At 72.5% G+C, this 15,143-nt stretch carries 15 protein-coding genes; 7 read left to right on the forward strand and 8 right to left on the reverse strand.

The window, feature by feature from the left end:
• The first annotated feature begins 30 nt into the window (after nucleotides 1–30).
• Nucleotides 31–1,356, forward strand: a complete 1,326-nt coding sequence (locus ACFCY7_RS18645; RefSeq protein WP_376486260.1) for a glutamate-1-semialdehyde 2,1-aminomutase — start codon at nucleotides 31–33, stop codon at nucleotides 1,354–1,356.
• A 12-nt stretch (nucleotides 1,357–1,368) separates the two neighbouring features.
• Here the strand turns inward: ACFCY7_RS18645 and ACFCY7_RS18650 are convergent, their stop codons facing one another.
• Both ACFCY7_RS18650 and ACFCY7_RS18655 read right to left on the reverse strand, forming a co-directional pair.
• A complete protein-coding gene (locus ACFCY7_RS18650; RefSeq protein WP_376486261.1) occupies nucleotides 1,369–2,028 on the reverse strand; it encodes a phosphatase PAP2 family protein in 660 nt (219 codons plus the stop codon).
• Nucleotides 2,025–2,645 carry a TetR/AcrR family transcriptional regulator gene (locus ACFCY7_RS18655; protein WP_376486263.1) on the reverse strand — a complete coding sequence of 207 codons (621 nt, stop codon included), beginning with the start codon at nucleotides 2,643–2,645 and terminating at the stop codon, nucleotides 2,025–2,027. The genes ACFCY7_RS18650 and ACFCY7_RS18655 overlap by 4 nt, the downstream gene beginning before the upstream one ends.
• Nucleotides 2,646–2,745: 100 nt before the next feature.
• On the opposite strand from ACFCY7_RS18655, the gene ACFCY7_RS18660 reads away from it, so the two are divergent.
• The 6 genes from ACFCY7_RS18660 to ACFCY7_RS18685 all read left to right on the forward strand — a co-directional run bounded on the left by ACFCY7_RS18660 (nucleotide 2,746) and on the right by ACFCY7_RS18685 (nucleotide 10,108).
• Nucleotides 2,746–5,643, forward strand: coding sequence for an AAA family ATPase (locus tag ACFCY7_RS18660; RefSeq protein WP_376486265.1), 2,898 nt, complete (start codon nucleotides 2,746–2,748; stop codon nucleotides 5,641–5,643).
• A 125-nt stretch (nucleotides 5,644–5,768) separates the two neighbouring features.
• Complete coding sequence (locus tag ACFCY7_RS18665) at nucleotides 5,769–6,650, forward strand: NAD-dependent epimerase/dehydratase family protein (RefSeq protein ID WP_376486268.1); 882 nt, start codon at nucleotides 5,769–5,771, stop codon at nucleotides 6,648–6,650.
• Nucleotides 6,643–7,467, forward strand: coding sequence for an MBL fold metallo-hydrolase (locus tag ACFCY7_RS18670; RefSeq protein WP_376486271.1), 825 nt, complete (start codon nucleotides 6,643–6,645; stop codon nucleotides 7,465–7,467). Before ACFCY7_RS18665 ends, ACFCY7_RS18670 begins: the two co-directional genes overlap by 8 nt.
• A gap of 204 nt (nucleotides 7,468–7,671) precedes the next feature.
• Entirely contained in the window at nucleotides 7,672–8,112 is a 441-nt protein-coding gene (locus tag ACFCY7_RS18675; RefSeq protein WP_376486272.1) for a hypothetical protein, read from the forward strand.
• Nucleotides 8,113–8,162: 50 nt separating this feature from the next.
• On the forward strand, nucleotides 8,163–9,602 hold the full coding sequence (locus ACFCY7_RS18680) for a hypothetical protein (protein ID WP_376486274.1): 1,440 nt from the start codon (nucleotides 8,163–8,165) through the stop codon (nucleotides 9,600–9,602).
• Nucleotides 9,599–10,108: a hypothetical protein gene (locus ACFCY7_RS18685; protein WP_376486276.1), complete on the forward strand. Its 510-nt coding sequence runs from the start codon at nucleotides 9,599–9,601 to the stop codon at nucleotides 10,106–10,108. The genes ACFCY7_RS18680 and ACFCY7_RS18685 overlap by 4 nt, the downstream gene beginning before the upstream one ends.
• 40 nt (nucleotides 10,109–10,148) lie before the next feature.
• On the opposite strand, the gene ACFCY7_RS18690 is transcribed toward ACFCY7_RS18685, so the two are convergent.
• From ACFCY7_RS18690 to ACFCY7_RS18715, 6 genes are all read right to left on the reverse strand, one after another.
• Nucleotides 10,149–11,468, reverse strand: coding sequence for a class I SAM-dependent RNA methyltransferase (locus tag ACFCY7_RS18690; RefSeq protein ID WP_376486279.1), 1,320 nt, complete (start codon nucleotides 11,466–11,468; stop codon nucleotides 10,149–10,151).
• 98 nt (nucleotides 11,469–11,566) lie between these two features.
• Nucleotides 11,567–11,791: a helix-turn-helix transcriptional regulator gene (locus tag ACFCY7_RS18695; protein ID WP_376486282.1), complete on the reverse strand. Its 225-nt coding sequence runs from the start codon at nucleotides 11,789–11,791 to the stop codon at nucleotides 11,567–11,569.
• Nucleotides 11,792–11,970: 179 nt separating this feature from the next.
• Nucleotides 11,971–13,164, reverse strand: a complete 1,194-nt coding sequence (locus ACFCY7_RS18700; protein ID WP_376486284.1) for a DUF3631 domain-containing protein — start codon at nucleotides 13,162–13,164, stop codon at nucleotides 11,971–11,973.
• 184 nt (nucleotides 13,165–13,348) lie between these two features.
• Complete coding sequence (locus tag ACFCY7_RS18705; protein WP_376486286.1) at nucleotides 13,349–14,278, reverse strand: bifunctional DNA primase/polymerase; 930 nt, start codon at nucleotides 14,276–14,278, stop codon at nucleotides 13,349–13,351.
• An 85-nt stretch (nucleotides 14,279–14,363) separates the two neighbouring features.
• Nucleotides 14,364–14,630, reverse strand: a complete 267-nt coding sequence (locus ACFCY7_RS18710; RefSeq protein WP_376486289.1) for a hypothetical protein — start codon at nucleotides 14,628–14,630, stop codon at nucleotides 14,364–14,366.
• A 103-nt stretch (nucleotides 14,631–14,733) separates the two neighbouring features.
• Nucleotides 14,734–15,143, reverse strand: a 410-nt coding sequence (locus tag ACFCY7_RS18715) for a hypothetical protein (protein WP_376486292.1), incomplete at its 5' end; no start/stop codon positions are given.

The raw sequence follows: 15,143 nt of genomic DNA on the forward strand, positions 1-15,143 counted from the left end.
ACGGGAACCGCTCAGAGCGAAGGCACCGAAGTGACGACCGAAGAACTCCCCCTCCCCCGGTCGCGGAGGGCCAACGAGCGGCTCCACGCCCTGATCCCCGGAGGCGCGCACACCTACGCCAAGGGCGACGACCAGTACCCCGAGCACCTGGCCCCGGTCATCAGCCACGGCCAGGGCGCCCACGTGTGGGACGTCGACGGCAACCGCTACGTCGAGTACGGCTCCGGACTGCGGTCCGTCAGCCTCGGCCACGCCCACCCGCGGGTGACCGAGGCGGTGCGCCGGGAACTCGACCGCGGCGCCAACTTCGTCCGGCCCTCCATCCTGGAGGTCGAGGCAGCCGAACGCTTCCTGGCCACGGTGCCCACCGCCGAGATGGTGAAGTTCGCGAAGAACGGCTCCGACGCCACCACCGCCGCGGTCCGCCTCGCCCGCGCCGCCACCGGCCGCACCCGCGTCGCCCTCTGCGCCGACCACCCGTTCTTCTCCACGGACGACTGGTTCATCGGCACCACCCCGATGTCCGCCGGCATCCCGTCGGCGACCGACGGCCTCACCGTGACCTTCCCGTACGGGGACCTGGCCGCCACGGAGGAGCTCCTCGACCGGCACCCGGGCGAGATCGCCTGCCTCATCCTCGAACCCGCCACCCACACCGAGCCCCCGGCCGGCTACCTGGCCGGCCTCCGCGACCTGGCCGACCGCCACGGCTGCGTCCTCGTCTTCGACGAGATGATCACCGGTTTCCGGTGGTCCGAGGCGGGCGCCCAGGGCCTCTACGGCGTCACCCCCGACCTCTCCACCTTCGGCAAGGCCCTGGGCAACGGCTTCGCCGTCTCCGCCCTCGCCGGCCGCCGCGACCTCATGGAGCTGGGCGGCCTCCGGCACTCCGCCGACCGGGTCTTCCTGCTGTCCACCACGCACGGCGCGGAGACCCACTCCCTCGCCGCCGCCATGGCCGTCCAGACCACCTATACCGAGGAGGGCGTCACCGCCCGCCTCCACGCCCTCGGCACCCGCCTGGCCGCCGGCGTCCGCGAGGCCGCCGCCGCCGCGGGCGTCGCCGACCACCTCGTCGTCCGCGGCCGCCCCAGCAACCTGGTCTTCGCCACCCTCGACGACCTCGGGCAGCCCTCGCAGGAGTACCGCACGCTCTTCCTCCGCCACCTGCTGACCGGCGGCGTCCTGGCCCCGTCCTTCGTCGTCAGCAGCGCCCTCACCGACGGCGACATCGACCACACCGTCGACGTCGTCGCCCAGGCCTGCGCCGTCTACCGCAAGGCCCTCGACGCCGGCGACCCCACCCCGTGGCTCGCCGGCCGCCCGGTCAAGCCCGTCTTCCGCCGCCGCGCCTGACCCGCTCCGTCGTCAACCGCGCGCGCCCCGACCGGCGTCCGCCGCCCGGTCGACCAGCCGGGCGGCCACCGGCACCACCGCCATCGCGGTGCACCAGCCGCCCACCACGTCGGTCGGGTAGTGCGCGCCCACGACGACCTGCGCCCATCCCATGACACCGCCGGCGACCAGCCCCGCGGCGACCACCAGCGCCGTGCCCGCCGCCCTTCCCAGGCCGAGCCGGCCGGTCGCCACGAGTGCCACCGCGACGGCGAACGCGGTGAGGAACGCGGTGTGTCCGCTCGGGAACGACAGGTTCTCGGGGCCGTGGATCGTCCGCCCCACCACGGACTTGAGCAGCCTCGCCACCGCGACGCCCGCCCCGACGGCGGCCACGACGAGCACCGCGGCGCGGGGCCTCCGTACCAGCAGGCAGCCCGCGACCGTCCCCGCCACCAGCACCGCCGCCCCCACCGGCTCCCCCAGGAAGTCCACGGCCCGGGCGACGTCCCGCCACTGCTCCCCCGTCCCGTCCAGGGCCGTCCCGACCCGCACGTCCACCGCCGTGGGCGCGCTGTCGCCCGCGAACACGGTCCCGAGCACGGCGAGCAGCAGCGCGGCGAAGCCCGCGGCCACGCCGAGCCATCCGCGCACCGCCGCGCGCGCCTCCGCACGTGCCGTCCGGCCGGTCACCCGCGCACCTCCCCCGGTCGACGAGTCAGCGATCGACTGCCGTACGCGGCCATGAACATGTCCAGCAGTCCGTCGATCGCGGTCTCGTCGACCGGACGGTCCGTCAGGAGGTGGCGGTAGTACAGGTTTCCGCACAGCACCTCCGCCGCGAACGCGAGATCCACGTCCGCGCGCAGCTCCCCCGCGCCCTGGGCGCGCGTGATCCGCTCCAGGGTGCTCCGCTCGACACCGCGCAGGAACCGCTCGTCCAGCGTCGCCCGCGCCGCGGGGTCGGACTGCGCCTCGGCGATGACGGCCCGGTAGACCGGACCGATCGGCGGCCGGACCAGGGCGGAGACGGACCGCACGAACTGCTCGCGCAGGTCGGCGTGCACGTCGCCGGTGTCGCGGTAGTCGAGGTCGGCGGCCCATGCCCGGTGGAGCGCGTCCAGGAGCAGGGCCGCCTTGGTCGGCCAGCGACGGTAGACGGTGTGCTTCCCGACCTCGGCCCGCCGGGCGATGGCCTCGATGCTGAGACCCGCGTATCCGACCTCCGCGGCCAGGTCGAGCGTCACCTGGAGCAGGGCCTCGGTGCGTACGGCGCCCCGGCGTCGGGGCTCCGACGATTCGTTCGGCATGCGCGGGATCCTAGCGGCACGGCCCATGCCGTTGACAGTGCGCGATGCTGCGACCATGATCAGCACGCAGCGTGCCGTTCTGGGGGGAGGGGAAGCGCCGATGACCGACGCGATCCGGGCAGGCGCCGTCGACCGGGAAACCGCCGCTCTCAGCGGCCGGGACCACGAACAGGCCTACCTCGAAAGCCTCTTGGCGGGCACCCGGAGCAGCCGCGGCGGAGCCGTGATGATCCTCGGCGAGGCGGGCTCGGGCAAGACGGCACTCCTCGACCGGTGCGCCTCGACGGCCGCGGGCGAAGCCCGGCTGCTGCGGTGCACCGGCGTCCAGTCCGAGGCGGCACTGCCGTACGCCGGCCTCCAGGTGCTCCTCCGGGGCGCCCTGGACCGCGCCGCGAACCTGCCGGACCGTCAGTTACGCGCCCTGCGCGGGGTGATCGCGGCGGACGACGCCCCCGCCGGGGACCGCTTCCAGGTCGGGGCCGCGACGCTCGGCCTGCTCGACGACCTGGCCGAGGAACGTCCGGTCGTGGTCCTGGTCGACGACGCCCACTGGCTCGACCTGGAGACCGTCGACGCACTGCTGTTCACGGCCCGCCGGCTCGGCATGGGACGGGTCGCCATGGTGTTCGCCGCGCGGGACGACGCGGCGGCCCGCGAGGGCGCGCCGGGCCTCCCGGTGCTGCACCTCGGCCCACTGGGCGACACGGAGGCGGCGGCGCTGCTCGCCGACCGGGCACCCGACCTGCACGCCGCCGTCGGCAACCGGATCATCGGGCTCGCACAGGGCAATCCGCTCGCCCTGGTCGAGCTCGCGGGGGCGCTGACAGCGGCCCAACGGGACGGGAGCGAACCGCTGGACGCCCGGGAGATCGCCGTCCTGCCGGCCTCCTGGCGGGTACGGCGGATCTTCGACGAGCGGATCCGCGCCCTGCCCGCGCCGACCCGTCTGCTCCTCACCGTCGCCGCGGCCGACGACACCGGCGACGTGGCACTCGTCGTGGCCGCCGGCGAACGGACGGGAGCGACCGCCGGAGACCTCGGCCCGGCCGAGGCCGCGGACCTCGTGCGGGTGTCAGGACGCCGACTGGTGTTCCGCCATCCGCTCGTACGGGCCGCCGCCTACCAAGGAGCGGTACTGGCCGAGCGGACGGCCGCCCACCGCGCGCTCGCCGAAGCCGCGCCCCCCGGCGGCGACATGGGCCGCCGGGCCTGGCACCTCGCCGCGGCGACCGTCGGCTACGACGAGGAGGTCGCCGCCGAACTGGCCGGCAGCGCCGAACTGTTCCGCTCCCGCGGCGGCCGCGCCGCCGTCGCCGCCGCCTACCGGCGGGCCGCACGACTCACCGAGGACCAGGAAGCCAGGTCACTGCGACTGGCCGCCGCCTCCGCCGCCGCGGCCGAGGCCGGACAGGCCGAGCTCGCCGGAACCCTCGCCGACGAGGCGGGCCCGGTCAGCAGCCCCCCGACCGTCGCCCGGCTCGCCAGCGTCCGCGCCGCACTCGAACACCGCCAGGGCCGCGCCGAGTCGGCCCGCCTGCTGCTCGTCGAAGCGACGTCCGAGGTCACGGCACACCGCCCCGCCATGGGCGCCTGGCTCCTCTTCGAGTCGGCCGCCATGGCCTGGGACGCCCCCGACCCCGTCGCGGCGGCCCACGACACCCGGGCCCGTTCGGCCGGTCTGGACTTCGGCGGCCACCCCGTGCACCGGGGCGCCGCCGGCGTCCTCGACGTCCTGACGGGCGACCCGGCCCGCGCCGCCGCCGCCATCCGGGAGTTCGCCGGCTACGTCGTACGCACCCGGCACGAACGCGGCCTCATCGACCACGTACGCCTCCACGGCTGGGACATGATCCTCGGCGAGTACCGCACCGTGCACGACGAAGCCGTCGCCCTGGAGCTCGAATGCCGCACGGAAGGCGCCGTCGGCGTCCTCCCTCGCGTACTCCTCCGCCTCGCGCGCCTCCGCCTGTTCCTCGGCCGACACCGCGACGCGTACACCACCGCCGTCGAAGGCCTGGAAATCGCCCGCGACACCGGCCAGCACCACCTCGCCACGATGCTCAGCGGCGTCCTCGCGGTACTGGCCGCCCTCGACGGGGAGGAGCCGGGGGACGGGGTCCGACCGGGCGGCAGGCTCCAGCCGGGCGAAGGGATCCCGTCGGGCGGCAGGCTCCAGCCGGGCGATGAGGTCCGACCGGGCGACGGCCCGGACCCGGCCGGGCGGCCGCAGCGGCACCCGTACCCCGGCATCCCGCCGATCCCGCCGATCCCGCCGATCCCGATCTGGCTGACCAGGGCGCAGGGCCTGCTCGACCTCGGACTCGGCCGCTACGAACGCGCCCTCCAGCGCTTCGCCGTCCTGACCGGCGGCCCGCACCGCCACCTCATGGTCTCCGTGCACAGCCTGCCCGACCAGGTCGAGGCCGCCGTCCGGATCGACCGCGCCGCCGACGCCGGGCCGGCCGCCGAACGCTTCACGCACTGGGCCAGGGCCACCGGAACCGCGTGGGCGGAGGCGGTGGAACTCCGCTGCCGCGCCCTGCTCGCCACCGACGACACGGAGGCGGAGGAACTCTACGAGCGGGCCCTCGCCGCCCACGAGGGAGACGGCCGCCCGTTCGAGGAGGCACGCACCCGGCTGCTGTACGGCGAGTGGCTGCGCCGCGCGAAGCGCCGGGCCGCCGCCCGGGACGCCCTGACCACGGCACTGGAGTCCTTCGAGCGCATGCCGGCGGCCGCCTGGGCCGACCGGGCCCGCACGGAACTGCGGGCCGTCGGTGCCGCCCCGGCCGCCCCGTCGCCGAGCGCGGACCTCGTGAACCGCCTGACCGCACAGGAACTGCGGGTGGTCAGGCTCGCGGCGACGGGCCTGAGCAACCGGGACATCGGCGCCCGCCTGTTCCTGAGCCCCCGCACGGTCGGCTACCACCTGTCCAACGCCTACCCGAAGCTCGGCGTGACGTCCCGGGCGGCACTGGGAGCACTGGACCTGGCCTGACTCCCACGGGCCCGGCCGCACCCTCACCCGGTACGGCACCCCGGTCATTCGACGGATCCGCCACCCCACCCCCCGTTCGTACGGTTCCCCTGTTCGAGAAGCACCTGAACCGAACGGGAGGGTTCATGAAGGTCCTGGTACTGGGAGCCACCGGCTACATCGGCTCCGCCGTGGTGTCACGTCTGACCCTGGAAGGCCACGACGTGGTACCCCTGGTGAAGAACGCGGCCGCGCTGCACCCGGACGTGCCGGTGCGGGTCGGCGACCTGACCGACCCGGCGTCCCTGCGCGCCGCGGTGACCGACGACGTGGACGCGGTGGTGAACCTGGCCACGCCGACCGGAGACGAGGCGGTGGACACCGCCGCCCTCGACGCGCTGCTCGCGCCGCTGCGCGGCACGGGCCGGGCGTTCGTCTACACCAGCGGCGTGTGGGTGCTCGGCGCCACCGGCGACACCGCGGCGACCGAGGACACCGGCACCGACCCGATCGCGATCGTCGGCTACCGGCCGCGGATCGAGCAGCGGGTCCTGGCCGCCGCCGGGGACGACGTACGGGCCGTGGTCATACGGCCCGGCATCGCGTACGGCCGGGACGGCGGCATCCCCGGCCTGATGACCGGCTGGGCCCGGGAGCACGGCACGGGCCGCTACGTGGGCCCGGTCTCGACCCGCTGGCCGATGGTCCACGTCGACGACCTCGCCGAGCTGTACGCCCTCGCCCTGACGAAGGCCCAGCCGGGCGACCTCCTCCACGGCGTGGCCTGGGAGTCCGTCCCTGCCGCCGCCGTCGCCGCGGCCGCCGACATCGCCGCCGGCGGCCCCGGCAGGGCCGAGCCGTGGCCGTACGCCGAAGCCGCAGAGTCGCTCGGAGCCCCGTTCGCCGAGGCGCTCGCCCTCGACCAGGTGGTGTCCGGCCGCCGCGCCGTCGAAGAACTCGGCTGGCAGCCGAGCCGCCCCTACGTCCTCACCGACCTCAGCGAACTCACCGGAGGCACCCATGCCTGACACCACCGCCCTGACGCCCCCCATCTGCCGCGGCTGCGGCACCCAGTACACCGCCCCGCGCCCGGACTGCCCCGTCTGCCTGGACGAGCGCCAGTACGTGAGCCCGGCCGGCCAGCGGTGGACGACCCTCGCCGAACTGCGCGAAGCCGGCCACACCGGCCGCTTCGAGGAAGAGGGCCCCGGCGTCCTCGGCGTCGGCGTCACCCCCCAGTTCGCCATCGGCCAGCGCGCCCTCCTCCTCCGCACCGCCGCCGGCAACGTCCTCTGGGACTGCGTGCCCTACCTCGACGACACCATGGTCCGCGCCATCGAGGACCTCGGCGGCATCGACCACATCGCCATCAGCCACCCCCACTTCTACTCCTCCATGGTCGAGTGGGCCCACGCCTTCGACGCCCCCGTCCACCTCCACGAGGCCGACCGCGCATGGGTCGGCCGCCCCGACCCCTCCCTCCACTTCTGGTCCGGCCCCACCCACCGCCTCACCGACGAACTCACCCTCATCAACCCCGGCATCCACTTCCCCGGCAGCGCCGTCCTCCACTGGAGCACCGGCGACGGCGCCCTCTTCACCGGCGACGTCATCAACGTCTGCCCGGACAACAACTGGGTCACCTCCATGTACAGCTACCCCAACCACATCCCCGAACGCCCCACCGCCATCCGCGCCGCCTCCACCCTCCTCTCCACCTACCACTTCGACCGCATCTACGGCGCCTGGTGGCACCGCACCATCCCCACCCACGGCAACAAAACCCTCACCCGCTCCCTCGACCGCTACCTCACCTTCGAAGAGTCCTCCCTCCCCACCCCCTGAGGCAGAAGGATCACCACGCACCCTGACCTTGAATGGCGCCGCCACGCTGTCGAGGTCAGCGGAGGGCATCCCGGTCCATGTGCATGCGACACACCTCTGGGCTGGGGTCCGATCCAGCCACTCCGGCACCCTTTGACCGGATGTCACTTTCCGTACGCAGCCCCGCTACGTAAGTTGCTTGCGGGACTACCGACGGGGGAGATCATGGCCTGGCGCGAATGGGAGCAGATCAAGGCGGACACGGCAGTCCGGCCGTCCGCGCCGATGCGGCTGAACCAGCTCGCTCCGGCGGCGGGAGGCGGCGGAGTCGGCAAGCCGGACATGGCTTCCAGCCCTGCGGCCAAGAAGGCTGCGGCCCAAGCGATCGACGACGACCTGGAACCGGGGATTTCGCGGGATGGCAAGCACGCGGCCGAGACCACACGCGACACGGTCAAAGCGTTCGGCGCCAAGGACGGCCACGGCTGGGACACCTCCGGTGCGCTGATGCGAGCCCACGAGACGTGGGAGAAGCAGGTCAAGATGCTCCTCATCCGCCTGTCCTCGGAGAAGCAGGCTCTCAGCGCGACCGGCATCAGCATGCAGAACAACGAAATCGACACCGCCGCACGGCTGGCGCGCCCGTCGCGGATCCAAGGCATCTGACGGACCGGCAGACAGGTTCCAGGAGATTCATGCCTACGTACCACGAAGCCATGAGCACCGATCTGTCGACGCTGACCGCCGCCGCGGGCAAGTGGGACGAGATGGCCGCCAAGTTCAAAACGCTTGAGAGCCAGTACGAGAGGGACGTCCACGGCGTCTCGCTCGGCGAATCCTGGATCGGTCTGAGCGCGAACGCCGCCAACGCCAGGTTCACCATCACGCTCAAGGAGCTCCAAGGAGCGCAGAAGGAGGCGAAGGCGGTCGCTCGCGTCCTGCGCGACGCGCACACCCAGCTCACCGACCTGCGCAGCCGTCTCAGTGCGATCCACGACGACGCTGTGAAAGCGGGCATGCGCGTATCAGACCAAGGCACAGTCGTCTTCGACACACAGCGACTCACCCAGGATGAGCGCACGGCCTACGTTCACGACCCCGGCTTCCAGCAGACAGCCCGTACCCAGGCAAGCGAGTGGGCCGAGAAGATCACCCAAGCGGTAAAGGCTGTCACCGACGCCGACGACGGCATCCGCCTCGCTCTCGACGCCGCTGTCCTCGACTCAGACCCGATGGACGGCACCTTCAACGGCTTCAACCGGAATCCCCAGGTCAGCCCCTACCCGTCTCTGCAGGAGGCCGGCAAGGCCGCCAACATGCCCAAGGACCGCAAGGACGTCCCCGCGTGGTGGGACGGCCTCGATCCGGTCACTCGGGGTGTCCTCCTCCAGGAACGCGGCGACGAACTCCGAGCCGCCGGCATCATGGATTCGCGCTACCAGTGGCACTCTCCCGACCCTGGATCCGGGCTGTTCGACGTGGAAGAGCCCACCCCCCGGGACGTGTGGTTCCACGCCCGGGCCCTGGCCATCGCGACGGCCGGCGACGCCGCCGGAGAGAACGCGGCCTCCCGCAACATGCTCCACTATCTGCACGCCTCTGGTGAACCGCTCGACCTCGACGTGGACCGCATCCTGCACGACGACCCCAGGTTCAGGGCCGAGATCGAAGCGAATCACATCGCCGACAACCAGGAGGCCTGGCGCAAGCAGGCACTTGACGCGTTCGCGAAGGCCGGGAGCGACAAGACGGTCGTCATCCCGGTGGAGAGCGACCACGAAGGAACGGACTTCAAGAACGACGAGTGGTACCACGCGGTCGGCGCACACGAGCAGAACATCTCCGGCATGATCACGGTCAGCCCGGGTGCGGACGGCAAACCCAGCGTCTCCCTCGACTATCAAGTCAACGTCTGGGACCGCTACAACTGGGACAAGGGCAAGTCGACGCCCTTCCCCGGGGGCATCGTGATACCCGATGACGAGATGGGCCGACTCCACAAGGTGGGTTTCGCCCAGGAATTCGACATGCGAGGCAGCAGCGCGACTTTCAACCACGACATGAACAGCGACACACCACCGGCGGTGAACCCCTCGGACCCCGGCCGCAACGGCGGCCGCGGGGACATCTCACGGGGCGACCAACAGAACAGGTGAGCATGCCGAACAAGACCATTCGACGCCTGCTGATGGTGTTCGCCGCCTCGTTGTTCTTGAGCTCCTGCTCCACATCCGGCCGGGGCAGCGATACACGCGACCCCTACCCGTACTGGGAACAGGGAGCCGGCGCCCCCGAGGCCGCCGACTTCATGAAGATCGACGTACCGCCAGGCGCGACAGAGGTAAAAGGCGCGGTCCAGGCCAACCCGCAGGAAGACGTCTACCTCCTCTCCTTCGTCACCGACTCGAAGCAGGCCGTCCGGATCGCGGAAGACCTTCGCCCCGAAAAGCCGATCCACACCAAAGCAGTGGCCCTCCCTCCCGACCGCGAACTCTTCGGGCACCTGGGACTGCCAGAGCCACAGACACTGAAGGGCGCCCGCTGGGCGGGAGTGTGCCCCCCGTGCGTGAAGGACCACCGCCGCCGTAGCGTCCAGTGGATCGACGTCTACGTGTACGACACGACAGGCGACAAGGCCCGGGTGTACCTCCACGCATTCTGATGCCGCAAACCGCGAGCCCTCACTCCAGGACGTCAGAGCCCTACTTCGCAGGCTCCAGAATCGCCACGCACTCCACGTGGTGGGTCATCGGGAAGAGGTCGAAGGCGCGGAGGGTGCGGACCTTGTAGCCGCGGGCGGAGAAGTAGGAGAGGTCGCGGGCGAGGGCGGCGGGGTCGCAGGCTACGTAGGCGATGCGGCGGGCGCCGAGGGCGGCGAGGTGGTGGACGGTCTGCTGGCCGGCGCCGGCGCGCGGGGGGTCGAGGACGATGAGGTCGACCTCGGTGATGCCGGTGCGGGGGAGGACGGATTCGACCTTGCCCTGTTCGACGCGGACGCGGGGGAAGCCGGCGAGGTTGTGGCGGGCGTCCTCGACGGCGCGCTTGCCGGATTCGATGCCGAGGACGGCGCCCTGTTCGCCGACGCGGTCGGCGAGGGCGCCGGCGAAGAGGCCGACGCCGCAGTAGAGGTCGAGGGCGGTGTCGCCCTTGCGCGGGAGGAGGCCCTGCATGACGGCCTTCATGAGGGTGTCGGCGGCCTTGGGGTGGACCTGCCAGAAGCCGCCGTTGCCGACGCGGTGGGTGCGCTCGTCGGCGCGCTCGCGGACGAAGGCGCGGCCGTGGACGCGGTGGACGCCGCCGTCCTTCTCGTCGACGCGCAGCACGGAGACGGGCTTGTCGAGTTCGACGAGCGGGAGGCGGGCGCCGGGGCGGGGGGTGAGGATGACCTGGCGGTCGTGGGAGCCGGAGGCGGCGATGGCCTCGACCGATGCCATGCCCTCCCAGGTGCGCTTCTCGATGCCGAGCTCGGAGACGCCCTCGGCGGCGATCATGCAGTGGTCGATGACCTCGACCTCGTGGGAGCGGTGCTTGCGCAGGCCCGCGTGGCCCTCGGCGTCGACGGCGTACTGGACGCGGGTGCGCCACTGCGGGACCTCGCCGGCGGGGAGCTTGTCGCCCTCGGCGGGCATGACGGTGCCGTCCCAGCCGGCCTGCTCGGGGGTGAGGCCGGCGAGGCGCAGGAGCTGTTCGGCGATGACCTCGCCCTTGAGGCGGCGCTGGGCGCCGGGCTTGGCGTGCTGCCAGTCGCAGCCGCCGCACTTGCCGGGGCCGGCGAAGGGGCAGGGGGCCTCGACGCGGTCCTTGGAGGGGTCGAGGATGGTGACGGCGTCGGCGCGCAGGAAGCGGGAGGTCTCCTCGCCCTCGGTGACGCGGGCGACGACCCGCTCGCCGGGCAGCGCGTGGCGCACGAAGAGGACGCGGCCGGCGTCCGTGCGGGCGATGCAGTGGCCGCCGTGGGCGACCGGGCCGACCTCTACCTCGTACTCCGCCCCGACCAGCGACGTAACAGGGGTGTTCTGCATGACCGGGGACTCCAGAGGAAGTAAGGAGAAAGAAGCGAGTGGGGGGGCGGGGGGGGCCGCCGCCCCCCCCCCCACGGGTTGGATCGATCGGTTGTGTCTCAGGCGGCCAGGTCGGCGGCCCTACGCTCGCGCTGCCACTGCTGGACATCGGCGGGGTCGTACCGGACGTACTTGCCTACGCGGAATCCCGGCGGCCCGGTGCGCTTCTTTCGCCACTGGTAGACGGTCTCCAGCGGCACCTTGAACTTGAAAGCGATGTCGTCCGGAGTGAGGTACTGGTCGGGGAGTTCGGTGACGAGCTGGGGCGTCTTGGCGGTTGCCATCAGGCTCCTTCGGCTCGGTTGGGGCCTTGGGCCCCTTCCTGTCAGGTCCGCTACCTCCGCTACCTCCGCTACCGCCCTGGTCAGGGGCGTGATCGAGGTAGCGGATAGGGGTAGCGGTAGCGGATGGATCCGCTACCGGCCCCGACTTTCGGGGCGTGGGGCCGGTAGCGGGGTAGCGGCTAGGTAGCGGACGCGAAGAGGTCTGCCGCTACCGTTTCCGGGGCGCTGACCTGCGGGGTAGCGGAGGTAGCGGAGGTAGCGGCCCCTGGGAGGGGAGGGGGGCAGTAGCGCTGCCAGGCGTCGTGGAGATCGGCGGCGTAGTAGCCCTTGAGGACGGTCCCGGCGGTCTTGATGTTGCGGGCCTTGACCGGGGTGTTGTCGCTGGTCATGTACTCCCCGAGCATCTTGGCCAGGCCCCGGGAGTCGAGCGGCCGGCCGCTCATGTCGGCCCACGGCGCCTCGTCGAGGGCGCAGAGCCGGTCGAGGACGGCGACGGTGGGCAGGCGGTCGATGCCGGCCAGGACGTGGTCGCGGAGGTCGGTGAGCAGTCGGATGCCGATGGAGCCCTTGTCGTCGGCGCGGGCGGCGTTGACCAGCTCGACGCATGCGGCGCGGGCCCGTTCGGGCCACTCGCCCCCGGCGGCGTCCGCGACGGACAGGAGGGGTTCCCAGACGTCGGCGGGGCGGTCGGTGACCCCGTCGGGCATCTGGGGCCAGCGTCCGGCGATGTCCTCGCGGACCTGGTCGGCCCACTGGGCGAGGCGGTCGCGGAGCTTGTTGCCCTCCGCTTCGTGCAGGCGGGCGCGGAAGGGTTCGACGTGCTCGTTTCGGGCGCGGCGGCGCATGCGGATGATGACGGAGCGGGTGGTGATGGTGTCGGGCAGGCCGCCGAGTCCGGCGACGGCGACGGCGGTGTAGGAGGGGAACTCGACCACGGTCTGGTTGCCGCCGTCGCCGATGCACCGGTAGGTGACGCCGGAGCGGCGGTGTCCGGCGTTGAGGAAGCCGCGGAGTTCCTCGTTGTCGCCCGCCTTGGGTCCGAAGACGGTGTCGATCTCGTCGAAGAGGATCGTGGGGCGGCCGGCGGGGTCGGACACGGACCGGAACAGGGCGGCGGCCCGCGCGTTCACCGCGAGCATCGGGCGCGGGACGAGGGTCTCGACGACCTCCAGCGCGCGGGACTTGCCGGAGCCGGGTTCCGGGGAGAGGAATGCCAAGCGCGGGGTGGAGTCGAAGGCGTCGAGGAGGTGTGAGTGGGCGTCCCACAGGGCGACGGCGACGTAGGCGGCCTCGCGGGGGAAGACGTTGAACCGGCGGTGGAAGGCCTCGACCTCGGCCAGCAGAGCGGCACCGTCGATGGGCTGCTGGGTCATGCGGCTTCCCCTTGGGTCAGGAGCGGGTGAAGGTAGGGGGCAGGGTGCGAGTCAGAGCAAATGGGGACGCCTACGGCGACGCCTCTCGGGGCGCCCACGGCCGTCGGTGCCACCGGCTGCTCGGCGGGATCCGGCCCATTCGGGGCCTGGGTGCGGCTCTTCAAGCGGGAAGGGGGCAGGTGGGTCATGCCGCCCGCCGCTGCGGGTTGTGGGCGATGGACCAGTTCAGGCCGCTGCGGATCGTCGCCGCACAGGCCTTCGGGGCCAGGCCGGTCGACTCCCCCGCCTGTTGAAGAGCCTGCTCCACCACGTCCCGGGGAAGGTCGCCCCAGGCGATGAACCGTCCCAGGGCTCGCGCCGCCGAGAGCAGGGTGGAGTTCCGCTCGCCCTGCACCGACCGGGCGACGCTCTCGACCTCTGCGTCCAGGCCGCGCAGCGCGTACCGCTGGGCACGCACGGCTCGGTCGGCGACGGCCGCATGGGACGGCGTCGCCGAGCGGGGCGGGACGAGCAGGGTGTACAGCCAGGCGGGGAGGGGCATGGGGGCGCGGTCGTCGAGGACCGTGTACGCGCCTGCAGGGGTGAGGCTGCCGGGGGCGACGACGTACCCGCCCCATGCCCGCGTATCGATCAACTTGCCAAGCTTCCCGGCCGAGTTGGGCATGCGGAAGCCGGGCGGGGCAATGAAGTAGAGGTGTGTCCCGCCGCTCGCGGTCCGCGTCCGGTAGGTGTCGGGGACGGGTTGTCCGGCGCGCTCACAGAGCGCCTCGAAGGTTGTCGCGCCTTCGGGCGCGTCCCTGTTGCTGCTGGGCTTGGGCAGGTCGAGGTCGACTACGAGCAGCCCGCTCGGGCCGGTGGCGATGCCGATGTTGAACGGGCGGTCCGCCCACGCGCGCCGGATCCGGTCCGGGTCGGTCGTGGCGCGGTCCTCCCACTTGCGGTGCCCGCCGGCGCAGTCCCGGATCTGTGGGCACTGCTCCTCGCCGTGGAGCGCGGGCCGCTTGGTGCCAGGCCGGAGGGGGAGGACGTGCCAGCCTCGCTCGGCCGCGTCCAGAGCGGCGTTCAGCTGCGAGGGGGGCTCGCCGTCTCGCCGGATGGGGGTGGGTTGGGTCATGCTGGAGACCTCCACGGGTCTGTAGCGGATCGGGAGATGAGGGCGGCCCCGGACTTTGGCGAGACGGGTGCCGCCCTTCGTGCGGTCACGCGGCGAACAGACCGCGTTGCTCCTGCCCCGGGCCCTCGATTTCGCGGGGGCCGGACAGGGAGTTGGTGGTGATGACCTGGCCGAGGATCGGTGCGCGCTGGTCGGTGATGGGTCCGTCGTTATGGAACCGCCAGGTGCCGACGTCGTGCTGCTCGGGCTTGTCCCGGGTAGGGACGGTGTAGCGGCGGGGCTCTCGCGGGCAGGCGGCGTTCCAGGCTTCGGCGCACACCTTGTGGACAGCCTCACCAGCGTGAGACCGCATGGGGGTGGGTCTGCCACACAGGCAGCAGGGCCGGTCCTGAGCGCGGTCGAAGTGGCGACTGTCACCCCAGTCCAGGTACGGGACCTGTTCCACGGCCCCGGCCTTACCGGTGGTTGATGGTGCCGTTGGCGCGGCCGAACATCCCGCTGGCGGTGATGTTCTGCGTGATATGCGTCGGACCCGCCCCGCCACCGTTTCCGGTGGCTTTACGGGCTCCACGGAGGAGGAAGGGGACGGCGGTGATGGCGGCGATGATGAGGGCGGCGGCGGACCAGAGGGCGTGGCTCATGGCGATGAGTCCTGGGGCGGCGTAGGAGAGTCCGATGCCGGCGGCGGCGATGCCGCCGCCGACGGTGGGGGCGAGCAGGGCGGTGGTCTTGGCCCACGCGGGGATCGGCTGCGCGGCCGGAACCGTCGTGGGTGTCGGGGTGGTGGGGTGGGTGTAGGCGAGGGTGCGGACCCCGTTGGGGAGGGTGACCCAGTCGACGCCGGGCGGGATCTCGGCGGGCAGGA

Origin of the sequence: Streptomyces sp. NPDC056361 (assembly GCF_042262805.1) — a bacterium.
GTDB lineage: Bacteria > Actinomycetota > Actinomycetes > Streptomycetales > Streptomycetaceae > Streptomyces.

What these genes read in the sequence shown, in the direction of transcription:
- ACFCY7_RS18655 (WP_376486263.1), bottom strand. Translation starts at nt 2,645, where the DNA reads ATGCCGAACGAATCGTCGGAGCCCCGACGCCGGGGCGCCGTACGCACC.
- ACFCY7_RS18660 (WP_376486265.1), top strand. Translation starts at nt 2,746, where the DNA reads ATGACCGACGCGATCCGGGCAGGCGCCGTCGACCGGGAAACCGCCGCT.
- ACFCY7_RS18665 (WP_376486268.1), top strand. Translation starts at nt 5,769, where the DNA reads ATGAAGGTCCTGGTACTGGGAGCCACCGGCTACATCGGCTCCGCCGTG.
- ACFCY7_RS18670 (WP_376486271.1), top strand. Translation starts at nt 6,643, where the DNA reads ATGCCTGACACCACCGCCCTGACGCCCCCCATCTGCCGCGGCTGCGGC.
- ACFCY7_RS18675 (WP_376486272.1), top strand. Translation starts at nt 7,672, where the DNA reads ATGGCCTGGCGCGAATGGGAGCAGATCAAGGCGGACACGGCAGTCCGG.
- ACFCY7_RS18680 (WP_376486274.1), top strand. Translation starts at nt 8,163, where the DNA reads ATGAGCACCGATCTGTCGACGCTGACCGCCGCCGCGGGCAAGTGGGAC.
- ACFCY7_RS18690 (WP_376486279.1), bottom strand. Translation starts at nt 11,468, where the DNA reads ATGCAGAACACCCCTGTTACGTCGCTGGTCGGGGCGGAGTACGAGGTA.
- ACFCY7_RS18695 (WP_376486282.1), bottom strand. Translation starts at nt 11,791, where the DNA reads ATGGCAACCGCCAAGACGCCCCAGCTCGTCACCGAACTCCCCGACCAG.
- ACFCY7_RS18700 (WP_376486284.1), bottom strand. Translation starts at nt 13,164, where the DNA reads ATGACCCAGCAGCCCATCGACGGTGCCGCTCTGCTGGCCGAGGTCGAG.
- ACFCY7_RS18705 (WP_376486286.1), bottom strand. Translation starts at nt 14,278, where the DNA reads ATGACCCAACCCACCCCCATCCGGCGAGACGGCGAGCCCCCCTCGCAG.
- ACFCY7_RS18710 (WP_376486289.1), bottom strand. Translation starts at nt 14,630, where the DNA reads ATGCGGTCTCACGCTGGTGAGGCTGTCCACAAGGTGTGCGCCGAAGCC.